The sequence below is a fragment of the Mesorhizobium sp. WSM3868 genome (genome assembly GCF_002294785.1).
Lineage (GTDB): Bacteria > Pseudomonadota > Alphaproteobacteria > Rhizobiales > Rhizobiaceae > Mesorhizobium.
Genome location: NZ_NSGB01000008.1, coordinates 195,201 through 221,103, shown reverse-complemented (window position 1 = coordinate 221,103; position 25,903 = coordinate 195,201). Strand labels below are relative to the sequence as shown.

The 25,903-nt window shown below is 65.5% G+C and carries 19 protein-coding genes; 11 read left to right on the top strand and 8 right to left on the bottom strand.

Going from position 1 to position 25,903, the window contains the following annotated elements; genetic code table 11:
• Positions 1–182 precede the first annotated feature (182 nt).
• From CK221_RS15785 to CK221_RS15765, 5 genes are all read left to right on the top strand, one after another.
• A complete protein-coding gene (locus CK221_RS15785) occupies positions 183–1,319 on the top strand; it encodes an efflux RND transporter periplasmic adaptor subunit (protein WP_245430656.1) in 1,137 nt (378 codons plus the stop codon).
• Between the two features lie 2 nt (positions 1,320–1,321).
• Positions 1,322–2,902, top strand: a complete 1,581-nt coding sequence (locus CK221_RS15780; protein ID WP_179295143.1) for an FAD-dependent monooxygenase — start codon at positions 1,322–1,324, stop codon at positions 2,900–2,902.
• 118 nt (positions 2,903–3,020) lie between these two features.
• The gene (locus tag CK221_RS15775) at positions 3,021–6,125 is read left to right on the top strand and encodes an efflux RND transporter permease subunit (protein ID WP_095778361.1); all 3,105 of its coding nucleotides are present in this window, start codon (positions 3,021–3,023) and stop codon (positions 6,123–6,125) included.
• A 76-nt stretch (positions 6,126–6,201) separates the two neighbouring features.
• Positions 6,202–6,615: a hypothetical protein gene (locus CK221_RS15770; protein WP_067324856.1), complete on the top strand. Its 414-nt coding sequence runs from the start codon at positions 6,202–6,204 to the stop codon at positions 6,613–6,615.
• Positions 6,616–6,644: 29 nt separating this feature from the next.
• Positions 6,645–6,977 carry a hypothetical protein gene (locus CK221_RS15765; RefSeq protein ID WP_095778360.1) on the top strand — a complete coding sequence of 111 codons (333 nt, stop codon included), beginning with the start codon at positions 6,645–6,647 and terminating at the stop codon, positions 6,975–6,977.
• A 110-nt stretch (positions 6,978–7,087) separates the two neighbouring features.
• On the opposite strand, the gene CK221_RS15760 is transcribed toward CK221_RS15765, so the two are convergent.
• Together CK221_RS15760 and CK221_RS15755 are read right to left on the bottom strand one after the other, a co-directional pair.
• Positions 7,088–8,581: a winged helix-turn-helix domain-containing protein gene (locus CK221_RS15760; protein ID WP_095778359.1), complete on the bottom strand. Its 1,494-nt coding sequence runs from the start codon at positions 8,579–8,581 to the stop codon at positions 7,088–7,090.
• 263 nt (positions 8,582–8,844) lie between these two features.
• Complete coding sequence (locus CK221_RS15755; RefSeq protein WP_143749052.1) at positions 8,845–12,918, bottom strand: HYR domain-containing protein; 4,074 nt, start codon at positions 12,916–12,918, stop codon at positions 8,845–8,847.
• Between the two features lie 518 nt (positions 12,919–13,436).
• Between CK221_RS15755 and CK221_RS15750 the strand changes: the two genes are divergently transcribed.
• On the top strand, positions 13,437–14,270 hold the full coding sequence (locus CK221_RS15750; protein ID WP_095778357.1) for an AraC family transcriptional regulator: 834 nt from the start codon (positions 13,437–13,439) through the stop codon (positions 14,268–14,270).
• A gap of 163 nt (positions 14,271–14,433) precedes the next feature.
• On the opposite strand, the gene CK221_RS15745 is transcribed toward CK221_RS15750, so the two are convergent.
• The 4 genes from CK221_RS15745 to CK221_RS15730 all read right to left on the bottom strand — a co-directional run bounded on the left by CK221_RS15745 (position 14,434) and on the right by CK221_RS15730 (position 19,118).
• Positions 14,434–15,369, bottom strand: coding sequence for a bifunctional helix-turn-helix transcriptional regulator/GNAT family N-acetyltransferase (locus CK221_RS15745; protein ID WP_095778356.1), 936 nt, complete (start codon positions 15,367–15,369; stop codon positions 14,434–14,436).
• A 137-nt stretch (positions 15,370–15,506) separates the two neighbouring features.
• Positions 15,507–16,643 (bottom strand): alanine racemase, encoded by a 1,137-nt coding sequence (locus CK221_RS15740; RefSeq protein ID WP_095778355.1) that lies wholly within the window; start codon positions 16,641–16,643, stop codon positions 15,507–15,509.
• The gene (locus CK221_RS15735; protein WP_095778404.1) at positions 16,640–17,920 is read right to left on the bottom strand and encodes a D-arabinono-1,4-lactone oxidase; all 1,281 of its coding nucleotides are present in this window, start codon (positions 17,918–17,920) and stop codon (positions 16,640–16,642) included. The genes CK221_RS15740 and CK221_RS15735 overlap by 4 nt, the downstream gene beginning before the upstream one ends.
• 13 nt (positions 17,921–17,933) lie before the next feature.
• Positions 17,934–19,118 carry an MFS transporter gene (locus tag CK221_RS15730; RefSeq protein ID WP_095778354.1) on the bottom strand — a complete coding sequence of 395 codons (1,185 nt, stop codon included), beginning with the start codon at positions 19,116–19,118 and terminating at the stop codon, positions 17,934–17,936.
• A 110-nt stretch (positions 19,119–19,228) separates the two neighbouring features.
• Between CK221_RS15730 and CK221_RS15725 the strand changes: the two genes are divergently transcribed.
• A complete protein-coding gene (locus CK221_RS15725) occupies positions 19,229–19,855 on the top strand; it encodes a TetR/AcrR family transcriptional regulator (RefSeq protein ID WP_095778353.1) in 627 nt (208 codons plus the stop codon).
• Between the two features lie 206 nt (positions 19,856–20,061).
• Here the strand turns inward: CK221_RS15725 and CK221_RS15720 are convergent, their stop codons facing one another.
• Positions 20,062–20,961, bottom strand: a complete 900-nt coding sequence (locus CK221_RS15720; protein ID WP_095778352.1) for a LysR family transcriptional regulator — start codon at positions 20,959–20,961, stop codon at positions 20,062–20,064.
• 106 nt (positions 20,962–21,067) lie between these two features.
• Between CK221_RS15720 and CK221_RS15715 the strand changes: the two genes are divergently transcribed.
• Positions 21,068–21,829, top strand: coding sequence for an SDR family oxidoreductase (locus tag CK221_RS15715; RefSeq protein ID WP_095778351.1), 762 nt, complete (start codon positions 21,068–21,070; stop codon positions 21,827–21,829).
• Here CK221_RS15715 and CK221_RS15710 read toward each other — a convergent pair.
• On the bottom strand, positions 21,826–22,677 hold the full coding sequence (locus tag CK221_RS15710; protein ID WP_095778350.1) for a hypothetical protein: 852 nt from the start codon (positions 22,675–22,677) through the stop codon (positions 21,826–21,828). The two genes, CK221_RS15715 and CK221_RS15710, sit on opposite strands and share 4 nt — an antisense overlap.
• 73 nt (positions 22,678–22,750) lie before the next feature.
• Here CK221_RS15710 and CK221_RS15705 point away from each other — a divergent pair, with 73 nt between their 5' ends.
• The 3 genes from CK221_RS15705 to groL all read left to right on the top strand — a co-directional run bounded on the left by CK221_RS15705 (position 22,751) and on the right by groL (position 25,794).
• Positions 22,751–23,551 (top strand): methyltransferase domain-containing protein, encoded by an 801-nt coding sequence (locus CK221_RS15705; protein ID WP_095778349.1) that lies wholly within the window; start codon positions 22,751–22,753, stop codon positions 23,549–23,551.
• A gap of 224 nt (positions 23,552–23,775) precedes the next feature.
• On the top strand, positions 23,776–24,072 hold the full coding sequence (gene groES, locus CK221_RS15700) for a co-chaperone GroES (protein ID WP_010915433.1): 297 nt from the start codon (positions 23,776–23,778) through the stop codon (positions 24,070–24,072).
• 69 nt (positions 24,073–24,141) lie between these two features.
• Positions 24,142–25,794 (top strand): chaperonin GroEL, encoded by a 1,653-nt coding sequence (gene groL, locus CK221_RS15695; RefSeq protein ID WP_095778348.1) that lies wholly within the window; start codon positions 24,142–24,144, stop codon positions 25,792–25,794.
• The last annotated feature ends 109 nt before the right edge of the window (positions 25,795–25,903 follow it).

Here is a 25,903-nt window from a genome sequence, read left to right as displayed (position 1 = left end):
GCCGCCTCACCCAAACATCGGAAAATTTTCAGAAACCGTTCGGGATTTCCGGAGCCGGAAGCGCCAAGAAGATCGGGCTGGCGAAAAGACAGGCCGCAAAGCCCGATCTCCCTCTCCAGCCAACTGATTTCCCGGTCGCCGCATCCTCCCAGCGCGGCCGCAACCTTGGTCATGGAGACAACATGATTGCACTTTCTCATAACAGGCCGCTGCGGCGCCGCCTTGTCGCCGGATCGATCGCCGTTCTTGCCTGCGGCGGCGCCATGGTCTGGCACGGCGCCAGGAGCGAGGCCTCGAACGTGAAGCCCGCCGCAGCCGAGACAAAGCTTGTCAAGGCCATCGCGGCCGTCCCGATGCTCAGCGCCGATACCCGCATCGCCATCGGCGAGATCCGGCCGAGGCTAGAAAGCGACCTCGGCTTCCGCGTGTCGGGCAAGCTGCTCGAACGCGTCGCCGAGATCGGCTCGACGGTGAAGAAGGGCGAGGTGCTCGCCCGCATCGAAGACCAGGACTATCGCAACCGGCTCGCCAGCGCCGAGGCCGATGTCGCGGCGGCACAGGCCGTGCTTGTCGAGGCAAAAGCTGCGGAGGCCCGCATCGGCGCCCTGCTCGGCAAGGGTTTTACCACCCGAGCCAATTATGACGCGACACTGAAGAATCTGCGTTCGGCGCAGGCCAAGCTCAAGTCGGCGAACATCGCCTTCGAGATGGCCAAGGACCAGCTCGGCTATACCGAGCTGCATGCGGAATTCGACGGCATCGTCACCGCCACCGGTGCCGAAGCCGGCCAGTCCGTCAATGTCGGACAGATGGTGGTGCGGGTTGCCGATCCGGAGAGCCGCGACGCCGTGTTCTCGATCGCCGAAGCGGTCTTCGCCAACGCACCCGATACGAAGCACCCGCCAAAAGTGACTGTCTCGCTGCTCAGCAATCCGGCGATCACCGCGGTCGGCACCATCCGCGAGATCGCGCCTATGGCCGACGCCGCGACCCGCACCTTCCAGGTAAAGGTCTCGATCGAGAATGCGCCCAACGAGATGCGTTTCGGCGCAAGCGTCGCCGGCCGCGCCGAGATGGGCGGCGCGCCGGTCATGGTGCTGCCGGGCAGCGCGCTGTTCGACAAGGACGGCAAGCCAGCCGTGTGGGTCGTGTCCGCCTCGTCGGCGGTGGAGCTCAAGCCGGTCACGGTTGCCCGCTACGAGACCGACCGTGTCGTGGTCAGCGGCGGGCTCGCCAAAGGCGATCTGGTCGTCACCGCCGGCGTGAACCGGCTGCGGGAACACGAAAAAGTGCGTATCGTTGAAGGAGAGGAAAAATGACCATGTCCAAGACAAAGGTCCTGATTGCCGGCGCCGGTCCGACCGGGCTGACGCTCGCTCTCTGGCTGACCAGGCTCGGCGTCCCGGTCCGCATCTTCGACAAGGCCACCGGTCCGGGTGAAACCTCGCGCGCGCTCGCCGTCCAGGCGCGCACGCTGGAGTTCCATCGCCAGATCGGCATCGTCGAGGACATCCTTGCCGAGGGCATCCGGCTGGAACGGCTTACGTTACATACGCCGGCCGGCGTCGCAGCGCGGCTGCCGCTTTCCGATTTTGGCCGCGGCATCAGCCCCTACTCCTTCGCCTTCGCGCTGCCGCAGGATATCCATGAACGCGTGCTGATCACGCATCTGGAACGCGCCGGCGTCGAGGTCGAGCGCGGTACGGAGCTCGTTGCTTTCCAGGACAAGGGTGACGCGGTCATCGCGACTCTTTCGCGGAACGGCAAGACGGAGACCGTCAGCGCAGCCTATCTCGCCGGCTGCGACGGCGCCCGCAGCACGGTACGCCATGGGCTGAACATCGGTTTCCCGGGCGGTACCTACGAACAGGCCTTCTATGTCGCCGACGTGAAGGGCACGGGCAACGTTACCCGCAATGGCATGGACACAACCATCAGCAGCTATGGCTTCGCCATCGTTATGCCGGTCCGGCAGTCGGGCTCGCTGCGCCTTATCGGCATCGTGCCGAAGGCGCATGAGGCCGACGAGACGATCAGCTTCGAGGCGATCCGCGCCGATGTCGAGCGCGACACCGGCGTCACGGTCGAAGAGGTCAACTGGTTCTCGACCTATCGCGTCCATCATCGCGTCGCCGAGCGCTTCCGCGCCGGTCGCGTGTTCCTCGTCGGCGATGCCGGACACATCCATAGCCCGGCCGGCGGCCAGGGCATGAACACCGGCATGGGCGATGCTGTGAACCTCGCCTGGAAGCTAGGCGCCGTGGTGCAGGGCCGAGCCGATCCTCGCCTGCTCGACAGCTACGAGCCGGAGCGCATCGCCTTTGCCCACAAGCTGATCGAAAGCACCGACAAGGTGTTCCGCTTTATCACCAACCGCTCGCGGCTGGTCGGCCTGTTCCGGCGTTACGTGATGCCGAAGGTCATGAACATCGGGCTCCACACATCGTTCGGGTCGCGCGCATTCTTCGGCGTGATCTCGCAGACGGCGATCGAGTACCGCGCCGGGCCGATCAGCTCGGGCATGGCGGGCAGGGTCAGCGGCGGCGATCGCCTGCCCTATGTCGCCGGCAACGTCATGGGCGCGGGCGGCGACAATTTCGAGCCGCTGCGGTCGCTCGACTGGCAGGTCCATGTCTATGGCGAGGTCAATTGCGATTTCCGGGCGATGCTCGCACCGACAGGAATTGCAGTGCATGGCTTCGCCTGGACAGACGCAGCCGGGAAAGCCGGCCTGCAGCGCGACGCAGCCTATCTGGTGAGGCCGGACGGCCATGTCGCGCTCGCCTCGCCAGTCCAGGAGGCGGCCGCCTTCCAGCGCCATCTCGCGGGCCTCGCCATCAGGCCGAGAACCGCCGAGCGCGCGCCCTACCGTGTGCCGGGCACCATGCACAGCCTGGCCTGAATTGCGACAGTGCCCGCCAAGCGGCGGGCGCTGACCGAACCCAAACCGTCATTTATTTTGGCCAGCCGGCAGGCGCCGGCGGAGCGCGCTTGCGCGCGCCCTGAAAAGGAACCGCATCATGACCAGCTTCAATCTTTCCGAATGGGCGCTGCGGCACCGCAGCTTCATCGTCTACCTGATGATCGCGGCCGCCCTTGCCGGCCTCTACGCCTATAGCGGCCTCGGCCGCGAGGAGGACCCGCCCTTCACTATCAAGACCATGGTGGTGAAGACGATGTGGCCGGGCGCCAGCACCAGCGACACGGTGGAGCAGATCACCGATCGCATCGAGAAGAAGCTCGAGGAGCTGCCGGACCTCGACTACGTCAAGAGCTACACCAAGCCCGGCGAATCCGTCGTCTTCGTCAACCTCAAGGACACGGTGGCCGCCGACCAGGTGCAGCCGCTCTGGTACCAGGTGCGCAAAAAGCTCGACGACATCAAGCCGACGCTGCCGTCCGGCGTGCAGGGGCCGTTCTACAATGACGAGTTCGGCGACACCTATTCGCTGATCTACGCGCTCACCTCCGACAGCCTCAGCCATCGCGAGTTGAAGGATCTCGGCACCAGCCTGCGCGCCGGGCTGCTGACGGTGAAGGACGTCGCCAAGGTCGACCTCATCGGCCAGCAGGACGAGAAGATCTATCTCGAATTCTCGACGCAGAAGGTGGCGGCGCTCGGCCTCGATGTCGGCACGCTGTCGCAGGCGCTGCAGGCGCAGAACGCGCTGACGCCGAGCGGCACGGTCGATGCCGGCCCCGAGCGCATCGCCATCCGCGTCTCCGGCAGCTTCACCTCCGAGGAAAGCCTCAAGGCCATCAACTTCTACGCCAACGGCCATTACTTCCGGCTGGGCGACGTCGCCGAGGTCAAGCGCGCCTATTCCGACCCGCCGCAGCCGACGTTCCGCTTCAACGGCAAGCCTGCGGTCGGCATCGCCATCTCGATGACTTCGGGCGGCGACGCGCTGGCGCTGGGCGAGACCGTCAAGGAGAAGATGCATGAGATGCAGGCCGAGCTGCCGCTCGGCGCCGAGCTCGGCCTGGTCGCCGACCAGTCGCATGTGGTGGAAGAATCCGTCGGCGAATTCACCAAGAGCCTCGGCGAGGCGATCGCCATCGTGCTCGCCGTCTCGCTGCTGGCGCTCGGCTGGCGTCCCGGCGTCGTCGTAGCGGTCGCCATCCCGCTGGTGCTGGCGATCACCTTCGTCACCATGGATTATTTCGGCATCTCGCTGCAGCGCATCTCGCTCGGCGCGCTGATCATCGCGCTCGGCCTGCTGGTCGACGATGCCATGATCGCGGTCGAGATGATGATCTCGCGCATGGAGGAAGGCTACGACAAGATCTCGGCCGCCACTTATGCCTACACCTCCACCGCCTTCCCGATGCTCACCGGCACGCTGGTGACGATCGCCGGCTTCGTGCCGGTCGGCTTCGCCAAGAGCGGCGCCGGCGAATACTGCTTCTCGCTGTTCGCTGTCGTGGCGATCGCGCTCGTCGTCTCCTGGGTGGTGGCGGTGCTGTTCACGCCGCTCACCGGCGTCTTCCTGCTGCCCGATCGCATCAAGGGGCATGGCGGCAGCCATCAGCCCTCGCGCGTCGGCCGCGGTTTCCAGGCGCTGCTCGAGATGGCGATGCGGGCAAAGTGGCTGGTGCTGTCGGCGACGGCCGGACTGTTCGCGCTCTCCGTCGTGGCGATGGGCTTCGTCGGCCAGGAGTTCTTCCCGAAGTCCGACCGGCCCGAGGTCATGCTCGACCTCACCTTGCCGCGCACCGCTTCGATCAAGTCGACGGATGCCGTGGTCGAGCGCGTCGAGAAGCTGCTCGCCGCCGATCCTGATATCGACCACTGGAGCTTCTATGTCGGCCAGGGCGCGGTGCGCTTCTACCTGCCCCTCGACGCGCAGCTCGCCAACGACTTCTTCGCCCAGGCGGTGATCGTGACCAAGGGCCACGCCGTGCGCCAGGCGGTGATCGACCGGCTGGAGAAGCAGCTGTCGACCGGCTTCGACGACGTCATGGTCCGCGTCACGCCGCTGGAGCTCGGCCCGCCGGTCGGCTGGCCGCTGAAGTTCCGTGTCAGCGGTCCGGATCCGGACAAGACGCGCGGCCTCGCGCAGCAGTTCGCGCAGGTGCTGGGCAGCGACGCCTCGGTGCGCAACATCAACTACGACTGGAACGAGCCGGCCAAGGTCATCAAGGTCGATGTCGACCAGGACCGGGCGCGCGCGCTGGGCATCTCCTCGCAGCAGCTGTCGGAGACGATCAACGCGGTGCTCTCCGGCTCGAAGATCACGCAGATGCGCGACGACATCTACCTCGTCGACATCGTTGCCCGCGCGGTGGAAACCGAACGCGCCAGCATCGACACGCTGCGCGGCCTGACGATCAGCGCCTCCGGCGGACGGCGGGTGCCGCTCGAGCAGGTGGCGAAGCTCACCTACCAGACCGAGCCGCCGCTGATCTGGCGCCGCGGCCGGCTGCCGACCGTGACCGTCCAGGCAGATGTCGCGCCGGGCGAAAATGCCACGCTGGTCACGCGGCGGCTGGAGAGCGCCATCGCCGCCTTCAAGGCGGAACTGCCGGCGCGCTACAGCGTCGAGCAGGGTGGCGTGATCGAGGACAGCGCCAAGGCGCAGGCCAGCATCTTCGTGGTGTTCCCGCTGATGCTGTTCATCATGGCCACCGTCCTGATGGTGCAGCTGATGAGCTTCCAGCGCCTGGTGCTGGTGCTGCTCACCGCTCCGCTTGCGATCATCGGCGTCGCCGGCGCGCTGCTCCTCTCGGGCGCTCCGATGGGCTTCGTCGCGATCCTCGGCGTGATGTCGCTGATCGGCATGGTGATCCGCAACTCGGTGATCCTGATCGCGCAGATCGACCAGCACATCGCCGCCGGCGAGGAACCATGGGCCGCGGTGATCAGCGCCACCACGCATCGGTTGCGGCCGATCCTGCTCACGGCGGCCGCAGCCATCCTCGGCATGATCCCGATCGCGCCGACGGTGTTCTGGGGGCCGATGGCCTATGCGGTGATGGGCGGCCTCTTGGTGGCGACCGTGCTGACGCTGGTTTTCCTGCCGACGCTCTACGTCACCTGGTTCGGCATCAAGGCGCCGGCTGAGAGCACCCCCGCGGCCGAACCGACCGCGGCCGCAGCCGAGCCCCAGCCGCTGGTGGCCTGAGCGGCGCCCTCCCAGCAGCCACGGCGGCGAACGCCGCCGTGGCGACCTTTATCACCCAAAACGGAAAGGAACGATCATGACACCCTTCTTTGGAAATCTTCTCGTTCGCGTGAATGCCGGCTTCCTGGTCCTTGCTTCCGCAGGCGGGCTCGCCACCGACATTGCCGGTTCGTTCTTCGGGCGCGGGGCTGAAGCTGTGCTGCTCAACAACGCGCCCGGCACCGGCATCGGCTTCATCGAGGCGCACGGGCTGGCCCTGATCATCGGCGTGACGCTCTGGCGCATCGCCTACTCCCGCAACTGGCACGCCGTGCTGGCTGCCGTGCATGTGCTGCTCGGAACGGCAAACCTTCTGTTCTGGCAGTTCTTCATCGCTGCCGACGTGCTCGTCGTCGGCTATGTCACAACCGCGGCGCACTGGCTGTTCGTGGTTGCTCACCTGGCGGCGCTGACGGGTTCGACCCGGCTGGCCGCTTCATCCTCCCACTAGACTGAACACCAACCTCAGGAGAAACGAAAATGCCTGTGAAATCTTTCAGGAAAATGCGCTCGGCAGCTGCGTTGCTCGGGATCGGCCTCGCCGCCGTCGAGATCGTCGGCACGGCCGTGCCGGCCCTGTCGCTGGTCGGTACCGCCGAAGCCCGCATCGGGGCGCCCTGGACACCGCACAGCGCCGCGGGCGTCGCCCGGCGCGCCACGACATGGCGTGTGCTGAGGCACACCACCGCCTGGGTCGCCACGCTGCCGGCAGGCTGCGTTCGCACCAAGGTCAACGGCTTCGACGTCTGGCGCTGCGGCCGGACCTACTACCGGCCCTATCAAGGCCGCTACATCGTGGTCATCGTCGATTGAGGCGGCTCGGGCACAGCCCAAAGCGCGTCGCGCTGGAACGGATTCGGGCGACGCGCTTTAAGTTTTGTTTTGATATCCCAGAACCGCTGCACGTTCCGGGCGACATACATTTAGCCTAGGGCAAGCCTGACGCCTTCGCAGAGATGCTCGGCATCGGCCGGATTTTCGAACGGCACGCCGTGCAGCGCATAGTCGAGGGGCGAGAAGGAAGCGCCGTCCTCGATGAGGGCGATCTGCCGCCGCGCCTTTTCCCTGTCGCCCATCTGGGCATAGCAGGCGGCCAGCCTCGTCCTGATCCAGGGCGCCGGGCGCGTCGCGAGCTCCAGCGCTTCCGCCGCTTGCCGGTATTCGCCCATCATGTAGAGCGCCAGCGCGCGGTCGAACTGGTACCAATGCGGATGCAGCGGATCGATGCGGATGCCGCGCGCCAGCCAGGTCAGCGCTTCCAGCGGCCGGCCGCGCATGGTGAGCAGCATGCCCATCTGCTCGATGCTGTCGGCGTCATAAGGGTTGAGCTGTAAGGCGATGCGCATGTGATGTTCGGCCGCCTCGTGATCGCGCATATAGAGGCGGATCAGCGACTGCACGCGATGGCCGGTCGGCTGGTCGGGCGACAGGGCCAGCCCTTTGTCGGCAAGGTCGCGCGCATTTTCCAGGACAGCATCGCTGGCGCGTCCGAACTCCCCGTCGAGCGAGCGCGCCAAAGCGAGATAGGAATAGGCAAGCCCGTAATTCGGATCCTTGGCGATCGCCGCCTCGAACAAGGCCTCTGCGCCGCGCTGGTCGGTCTGAGCGGGATCGCGCAGCAGCGCAAAGCCGCGCAGCAGGAGCTCGTAGGCGGCAAGGCTGGTCACCGGCTTGCGCGAGGCCTGCTCGAGGCCGGCGTTGGTGACCCGCGTGACCAGGCGGCTGACGATCTGCTCGACGATGTCGCGCTCGATCGCGAACAGGCCGGCGCCCTGCGACTGGTAGCGGTCGCCCCAGAGCTGGCTGGCGCTCGCGATGTCGACGAGGCTGACGGCCACCACGACATGCTCACCCTGGCGGCGCAGCGAGCCCTCCACCAGATAATCGGCGCCGATGCGAGCGCGGATCTGCGGCCACTCCGCGCGGCCGAAGGAAGCGAAGGAAAAACTTGAATTGCGCGCCAGCACCGTCACGGTGCCAAAGCGCGCCACGCCGTTGATGAGATCCTCGGCAAAGCCGTCGACCATCGCCTCGTCGGCCGGATCGCCGCTCTCGTTGCGGAAGCGCACCACCGCCACGATCGGCTGGCTGCTGATCTCCGGCGCCGTTTCGGCTTCCGCGGCAAGCATATAACCGCGCTTGGAGACGGTGCGCACCATGTCCTCGCCCAGCACCTTGCGGATCTCGCGCACCGACTGGGTGAGCGAATCCTCGGTGACGTAGACGCCGGGCCAGACGACATCCATCAGCTCCGACTTCGGCACGACGCGGCCCATGTTGCGGGCGAGATGCGAAAGCAGCGCGTAGGCTTTCGGCCGCAGGAACAGCGGCTCGTTGATGCCGCGCAGCGTTCCCTTGGCGAGGTCGAGCGTGAACCCGCCAAACCGGAACACCTGATCGGCCGTCGCCGTCGTCATCGGGACACCCCTTCCCGCGTGCCGCTAATGCCAAGTCGATCCCACTCAACCCGGCATGCACGTTGCTATTATTGCGCACTGCGCAATTTCGATCAAACCGGCTTCCAGCGCAGTGGATCGCTGCCCCGCCAAATGCAAAGCGACAAGTCACGGCAACAGGCGCAAGGCTTTCGAATTTGCCGGTCGGGATTCAATCCGGTTTGCCTGACGGGCAAGCCCGCGTCGGGATTGATCGAGGCTTGTAGTGATCCGGTCGTCGGCCCTCAGAACCTGTGGCTCAGCCCCAGCTTGCCACCCAAGGCGCTGTAGCTGCTGCTGCCCAGGCCGTCATAGAAGGCCGAGGCGTTGATCGACATGCCGTTGCCCGCTGAAAGCGCGACGCCGGTTTCGGCCCGCCCGCGCAAGCCGGTCTCGGCCAGTCCGGGCGTTTCCGTCGCCGCTGTCGCGGTATTGTTCTGCATGAAGGTCCAGATGCCTTGCAGGTCGACGAACGGTGTCATCACCAGACCGCCCTCCAACTGCATATCCGTGCTGATGCTGGGGCCGAAGGCGAACTGGCCAGTGCGCACGTCGACAGACGGCACATCGACGCCGAGACCGTCAACATAGGCATCGGTCTTTTCCTCGAACATCGTCACCCGCGCTTCAGGCTTGATCTTCCAGCGTTCGATGTCGAAGCTGCCGATCAATGCTGCGGTGGCCAGCCAGCGATTACCGTCGAACTTGTCATTGAAGGTCCCAAGCGGCGAGACCTGGTTGAACGATTGACCCCAGCCGGCGCGCGCGTCGAGATAGAAATGGTCGGAGAGCCGCACCGTGGCATAGGGGCCGACAAGATAGCCCACGCCGGTGACGGCGGCGCCGTCTTCGCGATCCTGGTCCAGCCAGTCGACCTGAAGGCTGAGGCCGACCAGCATGGCCGGGCTCAGCAGATAGTCGACGCCGGCATGGGCGATGCCGAAGCTGCCGTCGCCGCTGCCCGACTTGAAACGGCCGATCGTGCCTTCCGTCCAGACATCGAAACGCCGGGCCATCGGGTCGGACGGCGCCTCGGTGCTAGCAACAGAGCCGGCAGTGTCCGGGCCGAATGCATGCTGGAATGGCGCATTGGCCGAAGGCAATCGGCCGCAGTAAGCGCTGAGCGGCAGTTGCGTGCCGGGCGCGCCGGTTCCGGATTGCACGGCGCTCGTCTGGTCTGTGCCTTCATTGGCCTGCTCGCTCATCTGCGCCCGCTGCAGGCTGTAGCCGAAGGTGGTGCGGTCGGCAGCGATCTGCAGGCCGATCGGCAACTGGCTGCCGCCGATCGGCATGCCGAAGGCGGTCATGCCGCCATTGCCCGAATAAGCGCCGGTCAGCCGTTCGATGCGGCGGTCGATGTCGGGCTGGTTGGCGATGATGATGTCGGACCTGCTTTCCAGGAACGAGCCGATCAGCGCCACCGCCTTGTCGGCGGAATCGCTGGTCGAGATCGTGCAGCTTATGTTGCCGCCCGGGACCACCTTCAGCTTGCCACTCTTGCTGGCCGCGTTGATGGCCGAGCCCGGGTCCGAACACTGAGCCGAGGCGATGTCGACGCCGTTCGGCGCCGTGAAGCTGAACGCGTAGGTGCCCGGCGCCAGTGCGATGGCGCCGGAAGAGCCATGGCCGCCGCTGCTGTTGACCGCCACATTGAGCGCCGGCTCGGGCGAGGAGAAACCGAAGCTGCCGTCGGCAGGCGAGTTGACCAGGAAGGTGACGTTGCCGGGCTGCGTTGTGCTGACAGTCACCGTGAACGAGGCCGTGGCGGTGTTGCCGGCGGCGTCCCTGGCCTCGAAGGTGTTGGTCGTGGTGCCGAGCGGGAAGCTGCTGCCGGAGTCAAGGCCCGCAATCTGGGTCGTGCTGACTGTGCCCTGCGAATTGTCGGTGGCGGTCGGCGGCGCCCAATTCGCCGTGCCCGAGGTCTCGCCATAGGCCACCGTGACGGTGATGTTGGTCGGCACGGTCAGCACCGGCGGCTCGCCATCGGCGACGGTAACGGTGAACGATCGTTCGGCGCTCGCATTGCCTTGCTGGTCAATGGCCCTGTAGGTCACGGTCGTGGTGCCTATCGGGAAATCGCTGCCGGAGGCAAGGCCAGCGACCAGTTGCGGCTGCACGTCGCCGCCGACCAGATCTGTCGCCGACACATTGTAGGTTACCTTGGCTGTCGGCTTGCCGGCATCGGTGGAAACGCTGATGTTGGCTGGCACGTTCAGCGCCGGCGCCTGGTTATCGGTCACCGTGACGGTGAAAGACTTCGGATCGCTGGCGTTGCCCCGGCTGTCGGTCGCCCTGAAGGTCACCGTTGTCGTGCCGACCGGAAAGCTGGCGCCGGAAGCAAGCCCCGCAATCTGCACGGGTGTCACCGCGCCGTCCACCGCGTCGGTCGCCGACACGCTGTAGGTCACGGTGGCGCTGGCCTTGCCGGGATCGCTGTCGACGACGATGTTGGCCGGCACTGTCAGCTCCGGTGCTTCGGCGTCGACGACGGTAACGATGAAGGACCCAGAACCGACATTGCCCGTACTGTCGGTGGCCGTCCAGGTGACGGTTGTCGTGCCGACCGGAAAGCTGGCGCCGGAAGCCAGCCCCGCTGTCTGGGTGAGCGTGACAGCACCACCAGCGGCATCGGTGGCCGAGACGTTGTAGGTCACAGTGGCGGTGTTCTTGCCGGTCTCGGTGTTGACGGTGACGTTGGCGGGAACATTCACCACCGGAGCCTCACGGTCCTGCACGGTGACGGTGAACGATCCCGAGCTGGTGTTGCCTTGCTTGTCGGTGGCGGTGAAGGTGACGGTTGTCGTGCCGGCCGGAAACTCGGCGCCGGAAGCAAGCCCGCTCGTCTGGGTGGGCGTGACGGCACCATCAACAACGTCGGTCGCCGACACACTGTAGGTCACAATGGCGCCGGCCTTGCCGGGATCGGTGGCGACGACAATGTTGGCGGGCAGGCTCAGCGTCGGCGCCTCCGTGTCGTTGACCGTTATCTTGAAGCTTGCCGTACCGGTGTTGCCGGCGGCGTCTGTGGCATCGAAGAAGACGGTGGTTGTGCCCAGCGGGAAGATGCTGCCGGAAGGCAGGCTGCCCGAGGCGACGACCGGCGTGACGGTGCCATCGCCGTCGACATTGTCCTTGGCCGTGGCATTGGGATAGGTGACGACAGCGGTCGCGACGCCGGCATCGGTGCCGACGGTGATGTCCGCAGGCGGTGTCACCACCGGCGCTTCGTGGTCGCTGACCGCCACCTTGAAGGTCGCTGGGCCGGCAATGTTGTTGCTGGCGTCCCTGGCGGTGCAGGAAACGGTGGTTTCGCCCGTGGCGAAGGCGCTCCCGGAGGCCGGCAGGCAGCTGACAACGGGCGCTGGATCGCCGGCATCGGTGGCCGTCGCGCTGTAGGTGACCGTTGCCGTCGGCTTGCCGGGATCGGTGTTTGCAGCGATGTCGGCAGGCACGCTCAATGCAGGCGGGGTCACGTCGTTGATGGTGATCTTGAAGGTCTTGGCAGCGCTGGTGTTGCCCGCAACGTCCTTGGCCGTGCAGCTCACCGTGGTCTCGCCGATGGCGAAGGTGCTGCCCGAGGCCGGCGCGCAAGAGACGGTCGGATTCGGGTCGGCATTGTCGGCGGCGGTCGCCGTGAAGGTCACGGCCTGGCCCGTCGCACCGGCTGGCGCGTTGTCGCTGATGTCGGTGGGAAGGCTCACCACCGGGGCTTCACGATCCTCGACGGTGACCGTGAAGGAACCGTTGGTGACGTTGCCGGACGGATCGGTCGCTGAGTAACTGACCGTGGTGACGCCGAGCGGAAAGGTGCCGCCGGAGGCGAGCCCGCCGGTCAACAGCAGATCCGCGACAACGTCCTCGGGATCGACAGCGCTGACGGCGTAGTTGACGACGGCTGTCGGCTTGCCGGTGTCTGTGCCGACGGTGATGTTGGACGGCAGGATAAGGTTCGGCGGGTTGGTGTCCGGCGGGGCCAGCGGCACGGTGAAGTTGGCGCCGGTCCTGCTGCCGCTGGGTGCGGTCCATTTGAGGATCGGCGCGCCGGAAAACGAACCCGACGCCATGTTGAGCGGGGTCACGGTATAGGTCGAGGTGCAGGTGAAGGTGGCGCCGGTTTGCTGCGGCGGGCTCTCGCAGTCCGGCACATTCGGACCGAGACCACGCGGGTCGACCGTCGCGGTCGTGAACACCCTGTTGCCGGAATAGGCTGTGAAGGTCAGCTTCATCACCTGTCCAACGAAGCGGAACTGGGCCGGGCGCGAGGTGACAGTGATCGATGGAGTGCTCGACTGGGCGCGGCTTTCAACTACGGTTGCCACCCAAAGCGCCAGACCGATCAGCAGCCCAACGCAGAACCTGGCGGTCAGAATGGCCAATCCCTTGCACGCACGCCCTCGGGACGGCGCACAATGCGCAACAGTTTCGGCAAAATTGAACGTCACAAGTCACCCCCACGCCTGTCCCTGGACCTGGCGCAACCCAAACTTCTCGATGCTTTGCGCCCCACAGACGCCAAGGCGCTGCATTGATGCAGCGTCTTGCAAACCCAGCACATCAGGAGGTTGGCTCGTGGCAGCGGCCACTCACCGATTATCCGATCCTTTTGCGCAGCCGCTACCTATGCCGCAGCCTTTGCGGCGGTCAATTGAGCGATCGAACGCCGAGCTGACTATTATTGGGGGGAATTTTCCAAATCGACGCAAGCGCTTAGCGCCTGTGCCGTGGTCCACGCGCAAACCGTGTCGATCGGCGAATGGATTGCGGGATGCGCAATTTCGATCAAACTGAGTGCTCCGAGAGACGGCACCATGATCCGGCCAATGCGAAGAGGAGCCGTATGAACCCGACCGAGAAAGCGCTGTGGTTTGTCGAAAGCCATCTGCCGGATGCGATTTCGCTCGACGATGTCGCGGCAAGCAGCGGCGTGTCGCGCTTCCATGTGACGCGCGCCTTCGGCGCCGCCACCGGCCGGTCGGTCATGGGCTATATGCGGGCGCGGCGGCTCAGCGAAGCGGCGCGCAAGCTCGCCGGCGGCGCGAGCGACATCCTGGCGGTCGCGCTCGATGCCGGCTACGGCTCGCATGAGGCTTTCACGCGGGCCTTCCGCGACCAGTTCGGCACCACGCCGGAACTGGTGCGCGCTGGAGGCTCGACCCAAAACCTCGACCTCGTGGAGCCCATCCTCATGGACAGTTCGCTTCTCACCGCGCTCGAGCCGCCGCGCTTCGAGACCAGCCGGCCGTTCCTCATCGCCGGGCTCGGCGAGCGCTACAGCTGCGAAACCAGCGCCGGCATCCCAATGCTGTGGCAGCGCTTCGGACCCTATATCGGCAACATTCCCGGCGAGGTGCCCGGCGTCGCCTACGGCGTTTGCACCAATGCCGACGATGCCGGCAATTTCGACTATGTCGCGGGCGTCGAGGTGTCGGATTTCTCCGATCTGCCGAAGGATTTTTACCGGGTTCGAGTGCCGGCGCAGAAATACGCCGTGTTTGCGCATCGCGAGCACATCTCGACCATCCGACGCACGGTCAACACCATCTGGAACAAGTGGCTGCCTGCATCCGGACATGAGATCGCCGACGCCCCGGACTTCGAGCGTTACGGCCCCGAATTCGATCCGCGCAGCGGCAATGGCGGGCTGGAGATCTGGGTGCCGATCAAAGGTTGAGACGCCTTCCTCCTTCTCCCCTTGCGGGAGAAGGTCCCGCCGAAGGCGATGGATGAGGAGTGTTCCAGCGGAGTGAGACGCCGGCGTTCCCTGGAACACCCCTCATCCGTCTCGGCGCTGCGCGCCGATCCACCCTCTCCCACAAGGGGAGAAGGAAAAGGCGCTACAGTTCCAAATTCCAGGTCTGGCCGACCAAATCCTTGCCGAAGGAATGGTGGCGCTCTTCCTCGGCCAGCTTGAAGCCCGCCGCCTGGTAGATGCGGCGGGCCGAGCCAAGAATGTCGTTGGTCCACAGCGTCAGCGTCTTGTAGCCCTTGGCGCGCGAGAACGCGATGCACTCGTCGACCAGCCGTCGGCCGATGCCGAGGCCGCGCGCCGACGGCTCGACATAGAGCAGCCTGAGCTTCGCCACCTTGGGCGACTTGCGCATGACGAAAACCGAGCCGACCACCTCGCCTTCGCGCTCGGCGATCCAGCTGCGCTCCCATTGCGGAACGAAGTTCTTGACGAACTCGCCGAGGATCTCGGCAACCAGCGCCTCGTAGGTTGCGTCCCAGCCATAGTCCTGCGCGTAGATGAGGCCCTGGCGATGCGTGATCCAGCCGATGTCGCCGACCTGCAGCGGCCGCAGAATATAGGGTATTTTGGGTTCGGGTTTGTCGCCGAGCAGGTCCTGCACCGTGCGCATCGCCTTGACCAGCCGCTCCTGATCGGTCGGCGCCAGGCGATCGAGCAGCGCGCGCACCTGGTCGTGCGAATCCTGGTTGAGCGGCGCGAAGGCTTCCCTGCCCGCGGGCGTCAGCGCGATCGAGGAGCGCCGCGCGTCGGCCTCCGTGGCGGCGCGTTCGACCAGGCCGCGCTCCTCGAATTTTTTCAGCAGCCGGCTGACATAGCCGGGGTCGAGATCGAGGTCGCGCACCAGGTCGCTGGCGACCAGCCCGTCGCGATGGGCAAGCTCGTAAAGCACGCGCGCCTCGGTCAGCGAGAACGGGCTCTTCAGGAGGCCTTCGTCGAGCAGGCCGATCTGGCGGGTGTAGAATCGGTTGAAGGCGCGCACGGCATCGATGCGCTTGTTGCCGGGGTGATCGTGGATGGTCATGGGGAGTTCCTCCTGTCGCGGACAGGATCAACCATTTAGTTGACTTAGTCAAATAAATTGGTTGTGCCGAACTTCTTTAGGCCGGCGGGACAGAGGGGGGCGCGAAGGATCGCGGCGAAGACAGTTGGCGCGCCCGTTTACCCCATCGGCAGCGCCGGCCAGAACTCGACAATCCGCCCACCGGCAAACACCGCGAGCGAGCCGAAATGCTGCAGCACCGCCTCGCTCTGCGTCGGCCGCAGGAAGGCGTAGTCACCCGGCTTCACCTCCGCGCCCGCCGGCAGCCCCATGAACTGCTGGTTGGACGACAGCCCGATCAGGCCGTTCGGCTTCATGCCTGCGGGGAACACCGGTTCGGCCATCCACTTGCCGCCATAGAGATAGCAGGCCTTCTTCGGGAAGAGGCCGAGCGCCTGCAGCGTGCGGGAGATAGCCGCCGGGCCGGGCAGCACCGGATCGAGCGCCTTCAGGATCGGCGACGCAATGACAGCGGCCGGCCGGAAGCCGTCGAGGCCGGGCGTGTCGAAGTCTCGGGGCAGCACGAAGGCCGAGCCGATCGACACTTCGTTGGCCACGCCGCCGCCATGCAGCAGCGCCGTCTTCGAACCGCCGATGTTGAGGATGCGGCGCTGGTCCGCGTCGAGGGCCGCGACGAACTCGGCAGCCCTCGCCGAGGCCTTTTTCAGCGCGCCGGCCGCGCCGCCGAACAGCCCGGGAATTTCCGGCGCATGCGCCTCATAGGCCATGATGCCTTCGCAGCGCAGGCCCTTCGGTATGGTCAGCGCCCTGATCTCGGCAGGACCGGAAAAGCCGCCGCGATGCAGACCGACATCGATCTCGAAAGCGAAGCGCAGTTCGGTGCCGAACGCGGCGGCGAGCGCACCGTATTCGGACAGGCGCTCCGGCGTGTCGATCAGCCAGCAGACGCGCGACCACCAGTCGGCGCCGCCTCTAGCCAGCGCCGCTTTCGCAGCACCCACCGGCATCGGCTTGCCGTAGAGGAGATCGCCCGCGGGAAAGGCGTCGAGCACCGCCTGCGTCACCGGCGGATGGAAGGTCATGAAGCGGCCGGTTTCGAGCGACTTGGAGATATGCAAAAGCAGCGGCAGGCAAGGCAGCGACTTGTCGACCAGGCGCACGGCAAGACCCGGCGCCAGCCTCTGCTTCACCAGCGCGATGTTGGCGTCCAGCCGGTCGCGGTCGAGCACCAGGCAGGGCCGAAAGATTTCGGCGGCCTTGAGCGCCTTCGACAGCTCGGCGAAATAGGCGCTCATTGTTGGATGCCGAACAGGCCGGCCATATAGGGCGACACGAAGCGGTTCTCAGGATCGATGTCGCGGCGCACCGCCATTGCGTCATCCCAGCGCGGATAGAGTTTCTTGAAATCCGCCGCCGTCAAGCTGTGCATCTTCCCCCAATGCGGCCGCCCGCCATATTTGCGGAAGATCGGCTCGGCCGCGCGCATGAAAGGAAGCGGATCGTTCGCCACGTCGTGATGAATGGCGATCGAGCAGGTCAGCCTCCTGTGGAAGGGCGAAAGCCAGAATTCGTCCGGGGCGACCGAACGCACCTCCATCGGGAAATAGACTTCCGGGAAGTGCTTTTCGCTCAGCGCGATGATCTCGGCTAGCGCCTTCGGACCGTCCTCGTAAGGCAGGTGATACTCCATCTCGTTGAATTTGGTGCGACGGTCGCTGGCGTAGACGTTGAGCCAGTCCTGCACATAATCCTCGGCCGGCACCTTCTTGACCGCACCCTTGATCAGCGCCCGGCGGAGCGCCGGCAGCCAGCGCAGCACGGTGCGCAGCTTGCGCAACGTCGCCAGGCCCTCCTCGTCATCCTCGGTCGGCCGTGACGTCGGCGTTGCGTCGCTGAGATCGCTGGCGATGAACTGCGCATAGCCGGAAAACGGGATGTAATAGAACTCGGCCGAACGGTGGGCGGCCATCATCGTTTCGAAGTCGCGCAGCATATCGCCGACCGGCAACACCCATTTGCGGCGCCGCAGCCGATAGGTCGGGATGTTGTTCATCGTCACTTCGGTGAGCACGCCGAAAGCGCCGAGCGCGACGCCGGTGGCATGGATCATATCCTGGTCGCCCGCCCGACTGTATTCGCGCCGCTTGCCTTGCCCGTCGACGAACTGCACCGCCTCGAGCTGCGTATGATAGGCGCCGAGCGTCGGGCCGGAACCATGCGTCGCGGTGCCCAGCGCGCCGCCGATCGCTTGCTTGTCGATGTCGCCCATATTGGGCAGGCCCTGGCCGATGTCCTGCAGGATGCGCATCAGCGCGCCAAGCCTTGTGCCCGCCCTCAGGCATGCCCGATTGGCTGCGGCGTCATGCGAAACCAGCCCCTCGATCTTCGCCAGCGAGATGATGGTGCCGTCGGAGTGCACCAGCGGCGTGAAGGAATGGCCGGCGCCGGCGACGCGCAGCGGACCGGGCGCGGAACGCACCAGATCGGCCAGTTCGCCGACATCGGCTGGCGTGGCGATCAGCTTCGGCGCGGCGTTCACGAAACCCGACCAGTTGCTCCAGGCGTTTGCCATCGTCACCTCCCGCTCAGGCTGGAACGCGGCGCCCGGCAACCAGCACGAAGACGCCGAGCAGCGCCACGCTGGCCAACGCGCTTGCCGCGGCGAATTCCGGCACCGGCCGGAAATTTTGGCCGTCGATCAGCAGCGAGGCGGCGACCGGGCCGATGGCGAGGCCGAAGAGCTGCGCCGCCGGCACGAGCAGTACCGCACTGCGCGTCTCGTCGGCGGTGATCGCCAGCCGGATCTGATAGGGCACGATGAAGAGCAGGATGAAGCCCATCACCAGCGCCACCGACCAGAAGACCGAAAGCCCGGGGCCGGAAGCGAGCAACGCAGAGCTGATCGTCGCGATGGCGCCGATGACGGTGATGGCGAAGCGGTAGTCGATGCGCGCTTCGAAGACGGTGGCGGTCATGGCGCCCATGACCTGCGCGGCAAGGCTTGCCGAGACCATCAGGCCGACGGTGCGGCCGTCTATGCCGAACTCGGCGCCGAGCGGCTCCAGAAATGCCCAGACGGCGCCGAAGAACATGAAGTAGCAGAAGATCGACAGCAGCGCCGTGATCGCCGGCACGGTGAGCACATTGGCAAAATGCTCGTCCTTCGGCAGGTCGGCGTAGTCGTCCGGCACGATCCACGCGACGACGAGCGACAGCAGGCAGACAACGCCAAGCGCGACAAAGCCGCCGGCCGCGCCGGCGGCAGGCACGGCATAAAGCGCGAGCAGCAGCGCCAGCGCGCATTGCGCCAAGGTCTGCAGCGTGACGAAATAGCCGCCGATGCGCTCGGCCCGGCGCGAGCGGGCGATCAATTCGGTCGCCACGGCGACCAAGCCACCCTCAGCCAGCCCGGCGAGGGTGCGCGCGCCGATCAGCGCATTCGAGCTCATCGTATAGGCGGTCCAGAAATTGGCGAGCGCCAGCAGCACCAAAAGCGCGGCGCTCTTCCAGCGCATGTTGCGCGCCGGCAAGAGCATCGCCACGATCGCCGAGCCGACGGCGATCGCGATCATCTCGGCGGTGGCGACCAGCGCCAGCTCGTCACCGGTGACATGACCCTCGCTATAGAGCGCGCCGAGCAGCACCGGCTGCAAGCCCAGGATGAGCAGGCCGACCGAGCCGATCCAGAGCGCCGCGGCGAGTTGCAGGCCGGTCGGATTGCCGACCAGCCAGTCGACATTTTCCGCATGCGCGGCATCGGTTGCAGTCACGAGGCGCCCTCCCTTGCAGCCCGGTGAAAAAACTGACAAGTTGTCAGCATTCACGAAACTGATACTTGATCAGTTTCCTGTCAACCGAGAATCCACGACGCCCGCGCGAGATGAGGCAAGCAAGGCAAACGGCGACGGAACCCAGACGCAGGCCCAAGCAAGAGCGCAGCCGCGAGCGTATCGACGCGATCCTCGCCACGACCATGCGGCTGATCGGCGAGAAGGGCATAGATGCGGTCACGATGAAGGAAGTCGGCGCGCTGGCCGGCGGACCGATCGCCACGGTCTATCATTATTTTCCAAGCAAGTCGGCGATCCTGGCGATGCTCTACGAGCGTTTCTCGGAGGAGAGCCGGGCTCGCTTCGGCGCGATCATCGCCGATATCCGGGGAGTGGATGACGTGACCACTGCAGCCGATCGGCTGCTCGACGATTACTACGGCCGTGTCGCGGCGGATCCGGCGATCCAAGATCTGCAGAACGCGATCCAGGCCGACAAGGCGCTGCAGCATCTCGACATCGCCGAGACGCGGCATCAGGCGAAGATGTTCTGCGACCGTGTGGCGCCGATGCTGAAGCCTAAACAGCGCGAGGCGTTCGGGCGCGTGGTGTTCCTGATCTTTCAGCTCGCCGGCGGCGTCGTGCGGCTGGCGCTGACGCAGGACGAGGCGGAAGGCCGGCGCACGATCGAGGATTACCGGTCGATCATCCACGCGCAGTTGCGGCTGTTTTTGTAGGCATGCCCTAACGGTCGTCATCCTCGGGCTTGACCCGAGGATCCATGCCGTGACCTCCCTTATAGAGCGCAACGGCGGAGAATTCTGCAATCCTTGCAACGCCTTGGCGTCACGGCATGGATCCTAGGGTCTGCGCGCGTCGCTTCGCTCCTTGCTCCGCCCTAGGATGACGACCGCTGGATACGATCCCCTCCGCGATTGCCAACTTACCCCGCATCCAGCTTCGGCCCCAGGATCTCCACCAGCCAATCGACAAACACCCTGACCCGTGGCGACAACTGCCGGCTCGGCGGATAGAGCACCGAGATCGGCGTGGGCGTCGGCGGGAAATCGGGAAGCACTTCGACCAGCCGGCCTGCCTCGAGGTCGTCCGCATATCGGAGCCTTGGCGCCTGGAACAGCCCGAAGCCCAGCCGGACCAGCGCAGCACTCGTGTCCGAATTGGCGACCGTGACCCGCGACGGCAGGACGATCTCGCGAACCACGCCGTCGGCGGTGAATTCCAGCGGCATCACCTGCCTCGTGCGCGACGACACGAAGCCGATCATCATGTGGCCAGCCAAGTCGTCCGGCGTGCGCGGCACGCCGTGGCGGTCGAGATAGGCGGGGCTGGCGACGGTGATTTCGCGCGCGATGCCGAGACGCCGCACGATCATGTCGCTGTCGGGAAGCGTGCCGGCCCGGATGACGCAATCGACGCCTTCACGCACGAGGTCGACGAGGCGGTCTCCTTCGCCGATATGCACGGTCACGCCCGGATATCGGGCGAGCAGCGCCGGCAGTTCCGGCAGCAGGAAGGTGCGCGCCATATGGCCGTTGACGTCGACGCTGAGGCGCCCGCGCACCTCATGCGCGCCGAAGCCGCCCTCGGCATCCTCGATGTCGGCCAGGATGCCGATGCAGCGCTGGTAATAGGCTTCACCGTCGAGCGTGGTGGTGACGTGGCGCGTGGTGCGGCGAAGCAACTGCACGCCCAACCGCTCCTCCAACTGCTTGATCGCGGCGGTGGCGCTGGAGCGCGGCAAGCCGAGATCGGCGGCGGCCGCGGTGAAGCTGCGCCGTTCCACGACGCGGGTGAAGAGCCGCATGCTGTCGAACCTGTCCATCGCTGATTGTTCGCAGATCCTGAATAGAGTTGGCAGTCCGACCCAGATTATATCGGTCATTCGCGCGAGTATATGGATCACCATCGCCAAGAAGGAGATTTTCACCATGACCACTCGCCCCATTGCCCTCATCACCGGCGGCAGCCGCGGCCTCGGCCGCAACACCGCGCTCAACCTCGCCCGCAAAGGCGTCGACGTCATCCTCACCTACCGCTCGCGCGCCGACGAGGCGAAGGCGGCGATCGCCGAGATCGAGGCCGCCGGCGGCCGCGCCGCGGCGCTCGAGCTCGACGCCGGCGCCGTTGCCACCTTCCCGGCTTTCGCCGCTGCATTGAGAAAGACGCTTCAGGGAACCTGGCAGCGCGACCGCTTCGATTATCTCGTCAACAATGCCGGGACCGGCCTGCGCAAGCCGATCGCCGAGACCACGGAAGAGGAATTCGACACGCTGATGAACATCCATCTCAAAGGCGTGTTCTTCCTAACCCAGGCGCTGCTGCCGCTGATCAACGATGGCGGCCGCATCGTCAACGTGTCGAGCGGGCTGGCGCGCTTCTCGGTTCCGGGCTCGGCCGCCTATGCGATGATGAAGGGCGGCATCGAGGTGTTCACGCGCTACCTCGCCAAGGAGCTCAGCCAGCGCCGCATCACCGCCAACACCGTGGCGCCCGGCGCCATCGCCACCGACTTCAACGGCGGCCATGTGCGCGACGACGCCGAGATCAACCGCGTCGTGGCTGGCATGACGGCGCTCGGCCGCGCCGGCGTCGCCGACGATATCGGGCCGATGATCGCCTCGCTGCTGTCGGAGGACAATCGCTGGGTCAACGCCCAGCGCATCGAGGTCTCGGGCGGCATGAATATCTAAGCGTGTTGGCGGATCAACCCTTCGAAGCCGTCGGCAAGATTGGCATTGCCGGCGGCGATGAAGCTCGACAGATTGCGGGCGCGTCCGGGCGTTTTGTTGGCATCGAGCAGCACCGCCCTGCCCTCATGCATGACGAAATCGAACTTTCCGTAGTCGAAGCCGAGCTTGCGCCTTAGCGCGCGAAGCTCGTCCGGTACGGGAACCGCCTCGCGACGGATCGTGTCGTCGCCCTTGACCAGGCTCTGCGGCGAGACATGGCGTGTGCAGCGCTCGCGCTCGCCGCAGAACAGCCAGAAACGAGCGGCAAAGCCATCCGGCTCAGGCTCGGGAATGAATTTTTCCACAATGAGATCCTCGCGTCCGAACAGCTCGGCCGGAACGTCGGCGAGCGAGGCATGGATCTGGTATTGGTCGAAAGATTCGACGCCGGGAAACGGCATCGGCTTGCCGGCGCGCCGCGCGCGCCGATTCAGTTGCTGTTCCGGCGTTCCCCGATGGTTGAGGCTGCTCTTGACGATAACCTGTCCCTTCCAGCAGTCGTCCTTGCCGACGACGGCGCCGCTGATGCGGCGCTTGGAAATGTCGGCGGCGCCGAGATTGAGGCAGAAGGGAAAGGCGCGGGCATACTCGACATAATCGGGCGACGTAACCGTCGCGTCGACATGCAGCACCGCGATATCGGCGGCCGGCTTCGCCGACGTGCCGCTGAGGACCTGCACCGAATGGCCGCGCCTCTTCAGTTCCTCCAGCAGATCGAAGAGCATGTACGGGCTGTCCCGGCGCCATAGCAGCCCGCGCCGGCTTTGGAAGCGGTCGAACTCATGCGTGATGACGGCGATGCGTGCCATTGTTCCCCACTTGGCCTATCAAGCGTCGTCCACTATTCGATCGGATACAACGCGCTACCGGGCTGGGGTTTGCATGACCGAGCATTGGAATGCAATTCGCAAACATTGGCAGTTGCTCGGCTCACCCCTGCGGCCGCCGGCGGAGGTTATCGAAACCTACGATCGCGAGCTCGGCCTTGCCCCGTCGGATGTCGTGATGCTCGGCGTGACACCCGAGCTCGCCGGGCTCGGCGCCACGATGACGGCGGTCGACGAGTCTTCGGACATGATTGCCGGCATCTGGCCGGGCGACACCGATACGCGCAAGGCGGTGCAGGGCGACTGGTTCGATCTGCCGTTCGCCGATGCAAGCGTCGAGGCGCTGATCGGCGACGGATGTCTCTCGGTCATCGGCGCCGCCGGCCTCAGGCGCACGCTATTTGCGTCGATCGCACGCGCGCTCAAGTCCGACGGCCGCGCCGGCATCAGGCTTTACGCCTCTCCCGCAACGCCGGACGACCCGAAGGATGTCCGCGATCTTGCGCTAAGCGGCGGCGTCTCGACTTTCCATGAGCTCAAATGGCGCGTGGCCATGACCGCGATCGACGACGCGCCGGATTACACGATCCCGGTCAAAGCCATCCTCGAACACTTCGACAGGGTGTTTCCCGACCGCGAGGAGCTGTCGGCCCGAACCGGATGGGAACTGCCGGTCATCGGAACCATAGACGTCTACCGGAACTCGTCCGCCGTCTACGGTTTCGCCCCCGCGGCAGCGCTCATCGAGGAAGCCCGGACCTTCTTCGACGATCTCCGGCTGACCTCTAGCGGCACATACGGTCTGGCCGAACGCTGCCCGCTGCTGGTGTTGCGCTCGCCGAAGCGCCTGGACTAAACGAGCTGGATTGCTCGCCCACGCTTCGCGCAGCCACCGCATTTCCGCCCAGGGCTCCGCCTGAGAAAAATTGCGCCATTGCCCCTCCCCGCGCGCCTTGACTCTCGGAAGCCACCAGCCTATCTCAGCGCCACGTTAGCACTCGCCTTTGGTGAGTGCTAACTTATATCCGGCCTCGCCGGATGGAGGAACAGTTCTCACCGTTCTCATTCGAGGAAGACAACATGGCAAAGTCCAAGTTCCGCCCGCTTCATGACCGCGTGGTCGTTCGCCGGGTCGAATCCGAATCCAAGACCGCCGGCGGGATCATCATCCCGGATACGGCGAAGGAGAAGCCGCAGGAAGGCGAGATCATCGCCGTCGGCTCCGGCGCCCGCGACGAAAGCGGCAAGCTCGTGCCGCTGGACGTCAAGGCCGGCGACCGCATCCTGTTCGGCAAGTGGTCCGGCACCGAAGTCAAGCTCAATGGCGAGGACCTTCTGATCATGAAGGAATCCGACATCATGGGCATCATCGGCTGAACATCGGCCTCACCGTCAACTGAATCTTGAATCTGCGGGTTCGACCCGAACCCCTGCCAGGAGCTTACAATGGCTGCAAAAGACGTAAAGTTTTCCCGTGATGCCCGCGAGCGCATGCTGCGCGGCGTCAACATCCTCGCCGACGCGGTGAAGGTCACCCTCGGCCCGAAGGGCCGCAACGTCGTCATCGACAAGTCGTTCGGCGCTCCGCGCATCACCAAGGACGGCGTCACCGTCGCCAAGGAGATCGAGCTCGAAGACAAGTTCGAGAACATGGGCGCGCAGATGGTTCGCGAGGTCGCCTCGAAGACCAACGACATCGCCGGCGACGGCACGACCACCGCGACCGTTCTCGCCCAGGCGATCGTCCAGGAAGGCAACAAGGCCGTTGCCGCCGGCATGAACCCGATGGACCTGAAGCGCGGCATCGACCTCGCCGTCACCGAAGTCGTCACCGCTCTCGGCAAGGCCGCCAAGAAGATCAAGACTTCGGAGGAAGTCGCCCAGGTCGGCACGATCTCGGCCAATGGCGACGAGTCGGTCGGCAAGATGATCGCGGAAGCGATGCAGAAGGTCGGCAACGAAGGCGTCATCACCGTCGAGGAAGCCAAGACCGCCGAGACCGAGCTGGAAGTCGTCGAAGGCATGCAGTTCGACCGCGGCTACCTCTCGCCCTACTTCGTCACCAACGCCGACAAGATGGTCGCCGATCTGGAAGACGCCTACATCCTGCTGCACGAGAAGAAGCTCTCCAACCTGCAGGCCATGCTGCCGGTCCTGGAAGCGGTCGTTCAGACCTCGAAGCCGCTGCTCATCATCTCGGAAGACGTCGAAGGCGAGGCTCTGGCCACGCTGGTCGTCAACAAGCTGCGCGGCGGCCTGAAGATCGCCGCCGTCAAGGCTCCGGGCTTCGGCGACCGCCGCAAGGCCATGCTCGAAGACATCGCCATCCTGACCGGTGGCCAGGTCATCTCGGAAGACCTCGGCATCAAGCTTGAGAATGTCGGCCTCAACATGCTCGGCCGCGCCAAGAAGGTGTCGATCTCCAAGGAGAACACCACCATCGTCGACGGCGCCGGCAAGAAGGCCGAGATCCAGGGCCGCGTCGCCCAGATCAAGCAGCAGATCGAGGAGACCACCTCGGACTACGACAAGGAGAAGCTGCAGGAGCGTCTGGCCAAGCTCGCGGGCGGCGTCGCGGTGATCCGCGTCGGCGGCGCGACGGAAGTCGAGGTCAAGGAAAAGAAGGACCGCGTTGACGACGCTCTGAACGCGACCCGCGCGGCCGTTGAAGAAGGCATCGTCGCCGGCGGCGGCGTCGCGCTGCTGCGCGCTTCGGCCAACCTCAAGGCAACCGGCGTCAACTCCGACCAGGCTGCCGGCATCAACATCGTGCGCCGCGCGCTGCAGTCTCCGGCTCGCCAGATCGCGGCCAATGCTGGTGCGGAAGCTTCGATCGTTGCCGGCAAGATCCTCGAGAACAAGGGCGCGACCTTCGGCTTCAACGCCCAGACCGGCGAATATGGCGACATGATCGCCATGGGCATCGTCGACCCGGTCAAGGTCGTCCGCACCGCTCTCCAGGACGCGGCCTCGGTCGCCGGCCTGCTGGTCACCACCGAAGCCATGATCGCCGAGGCTCCGAAGAAGGAAGCCGCCGGCGGTATGCCGGGCGGCATGCCTGGCGGCGGCATGGGCGGCATGGGCGGCATGGACTTCTAATTGACGAATGATCCCGAAAAGTTGCAGACTTTTCGGACAAGATCATTCGCAACCAGAAGTCCATAAAGCACGCCCATCATTTAACATTGCTCAAGCCCGCAAGCGGGCT

What these genes read in the sequence shown, in the direction of transcription:
- CK221_RS15740 (WP_095778355.1), bottom strand. Translation starts at nt 16,643, where the DNA reads ATGAGCGCCTATTTCGCCGAGCTGTCGAAGGCGCTCAAGGCCGCCGAA.
- CK221_RS15725 (WP_095778353.1), top strand. Translation starts at nt 19,229, where the DNA reads ATGAGGCAAGCAAGGCAAACGGCGACGGAACCCAGACGCAGGCCCAAG.
- groL (WP_095778348.1), top strand. Translation starts at nt 24,142, where the DNA reads ATGGCTGCAAAAGACGTAAAGTTTTCCCGTGATGCCCGCGAGCGCATG.
- groES (WP_010915433.1), top strand. Translation starts at nt 23,776, where the DNA reads ATGGCAAAGTCCAAGTTCCGCCCGCTTCATGACCGCGTGGTCGTTCGC.
- CK221_RS15745 (WP_095778356.1), bottom strand. Translation starts at nt 15,369, where the DNA reads ATGACCATCCACGATCACCCCGGCAACAAGCGCATCGATGCCGTGCGC.
- CK221_RS15710 (WP_095778350.1), bottom strand. Translation starts at nt 22,677, where the DNA reads ATGGCACGCATCGCCGTCATCACGCATGAGTTCGACCGCTTCCAAAGC.
- CK221_RS15785 (WP_245430656.1), top strand. Translation starts at nt 183, where the DNA reads ATGATTGCACTTTCTCATAACAGGCCGCTGCGGCGCCGCCTTGTCGCC.
- CK221_RS15705 (WP_095778349.1), top strand. Translation starts at nt 22,751, where the DNA reads ATGACCGAGCATTGGAATGCAATTCGCAAACATTGGCAGTTGCTCGGC.
- CK221_RS15715 (WP_095778351.1), top strand. Translation starts at nt 21,068, where the DNA reads ATGACCACTCGCCCCATTGCCCTCATCACCGGCGGCAGCCGCGGCCTC.
- CK221_RS15720 (WP_095778352.1), bottom strand. Translation starts at nt 20,961, where the DNA reads ATGGACAGGTTCGACAGCATGCGGCTCTTCACCCGCGTCGTGGAACGG.
- CK221_RS15765 (WP_095778360.1), top strand. Translation starts at nt 6,645, where the DNA reads ATGCCTGTGAAATCTTTCAGGAAAATGCGCTCGGCAGCTGCGTTGCTC.
- CK221_RS15775 (WP_095778361.1), top strand. Translation starts at nt 3,021, where the DNA reads ATGACCAGCTTCAATCTTTCCGAATGGGCGCTGCGGCACCGCAGCTTC.
- CK221_RS15735 (WP_095778404.1), bottom strand. Translation starts at nt 17,920, where the DNA reads ATGGCAAACGCCTGGAGCAACTGGTCGGGTTTCGTGAACGCCGCGCCG.
- CK221_RS15780 (WP_179295143.1), top strand. Translation starts at nt 1,322, where the DNA reads ATGTCCAAGACAAAGGTCCTGATTGCCGGCGCCGGTCCGACCGGGCTG.
- CK221_RS15750 (WP_095778357.1), top strand. Translation starts at nt 13,437, where the DNA reads ATGAACCCGACCGAGAAAGCGCTGTGGTTTGTCGAAAGCCATCTGCCG.
- CK221_RS15770 (WP_067324856.1), top strand. Translation starts at nt 6,202, where the DNA reads ATGACACCCTTCTTTGGAAATCTTCTCGTTCGCGTGAATGCCGGCTTC.
- CK221_RS15760 (WP_095778359.1), bottom strand. Translation starts at nt 8,581, where the DNA reads ATGACGACGGCGACGGCCGATCAGGTGTTCCGGTTTGGCGGGTTCACG.